The organism is Vibrio sp. 2096, assembly GCF_033339595.1.
GTDB classification, from domain to species: domain Bacteria; phylum Pseudomonadota; class Gammaproteobacteria; order Enterobacterales; family Vibrionaceae; genus Vibrio; species Vibrio alginolyticus.
The window spans coordinates 1-1,487 of record NZ_JAWOUX010000053.1 but is presented as its reverse complement, the minus strand read 5'-3'; the positions used below and the strand labels follow the sequence as shown (position 1 = coordinate 1,487).

Sequence of the window (1,487 nt, the reverse complement as noted above, 5' to 3'; positions counted from 1 at the left end):
TAGGCTAAGAGTTAGAGACCGTAAACGGTGAAATCAAAGCAAACACTCCGCATATAGTGCCACCGGAAAGAACGTGAAAGGCACTAACTGAAAGGTGTAAACACGAGCGCCAACACAGATAAACACCAAAACTTATGACCTTTGATGTCAAACCCGTACTAACGCCCAATTAAGGTGTGAGCCACGCTACCACGAGACTCAACTTGGACGCTGTAAACACTAAACTTGACCCAAACCAAAAATGCCAAGCGTGGGGAATCACTCTTAAATTGTTTGTTAGCCGTTTTACTTCGATTGAACCATTGCCTTTTGAATACTAGTCCCAGCGGGTGTAAACAGTTCCAGTGTTACATTGATGCCTTTCTCTGATAACAGACCAATATAAGGAAAGAACATTGGACCATTACTTTTGAACCCTTTTACCCCTCTCATACCAGTATCTTCGATGTTAATGGTCCAGCTGTTAAGTACTTTATCTATACCAATTAAGGTATAGCTATTTAGAGCCAGAGTATTGCCCAGTTGAGATAACAAAGTTTCAACTGTCAATTCTAAAGAGCTGTCGAATTCGAAGCTTCCTAAGAAATCCATAAGTGGAAAATCGACACAAATCTTCAATAAAGCTTGAATGGTATCGAAATCAACCATCAATGTTTCGAGCTCATTAAAAGTGAGTTCTACTTTATTGTCGTTTCCATATGTACAGATCACTAGATCCCTAGTGGTATCATAGTGATAAGAAGAATGATGACTGATATTGCGCCACTGACTCAGTGAAACGTTCTTGAGACTCCCCTCTAAAGCCAAGCGAAACTCATTAATCTCTAATAATTCTGAAACCGCCTTTCCATTTGACACTTGTAACTTCCGACCATAAAGCACTGAGTCTGGTACCTTAGTTAATACTTGATACATAAATTGGATATGCGGGAAGTGCACACTCTCTAAAGTGTCTCCGAGCATTCGAAAATACGCCCGTACCTTTAGTCTTGTTTGAGTTAGTGATTCATAATTTTGCAGAAAGAATGCATCGTGATAATTCGCCAGCGAATGATGAACTTTGGTATAGCACTCTTCAACTATTGAGATCACTTCTTCAGGGTGGTGAAGCATTGCTGAACGAAACGCTGAACAGAAATAATCTAGCGCTGATGCAAACCAGACCGAATTAGACATTTTCAAAATTGTTGAAAGTTCATAGGCATGACTACCACTATCAATCATGTGATTTACAGCAGTAGTGTTTTTTATGTACTTAGAAAACTCATTTTTCACTAGCAATTTGAAGTCTTTGTCACTCATACATTGCCGAATACCCTTTAGATAGTCGATCTCATCACCACTAGCTTTGACTATTATTTCTGATTGCTCTTTAAACATTGACGTTTCCTATTAAGCTGATGAAACGGCTAACGCCTTGCTAAGGTGTGAGTAACGCAATACAAAAGCTACCGCACAGCGCCTTAATCACTATAAGCCACCGCAAA

General features: G+C 39.6%; 1 protein-coding gene. It reads right to left on the bottom strand.

From position 1 onward, the window contains the following. Window positions 1-285: 285 nt before the first annotated feature. Window positions 286-1,380, bottom strand: coding sequence for a hypothetical protein (locus R7Q41_RS23940; RefSeq protein WP_318144701.1), 1,095 nt, complete (start codon window positions 1,378-1,380; stop codon window positions 286-288). Window positions 1,381-1,487 lie beyond the last annotated feature (107 nt).

Coding starts and splice junctions, on each gene's coding strand:
- R7Q41_RS23940 (WP_318144701.1), bottom strand. CDS start 1,380: ATGTTTAAAGAGCAATCAGAAATAATAGTCAAAGCTAGTGGTGATGAG.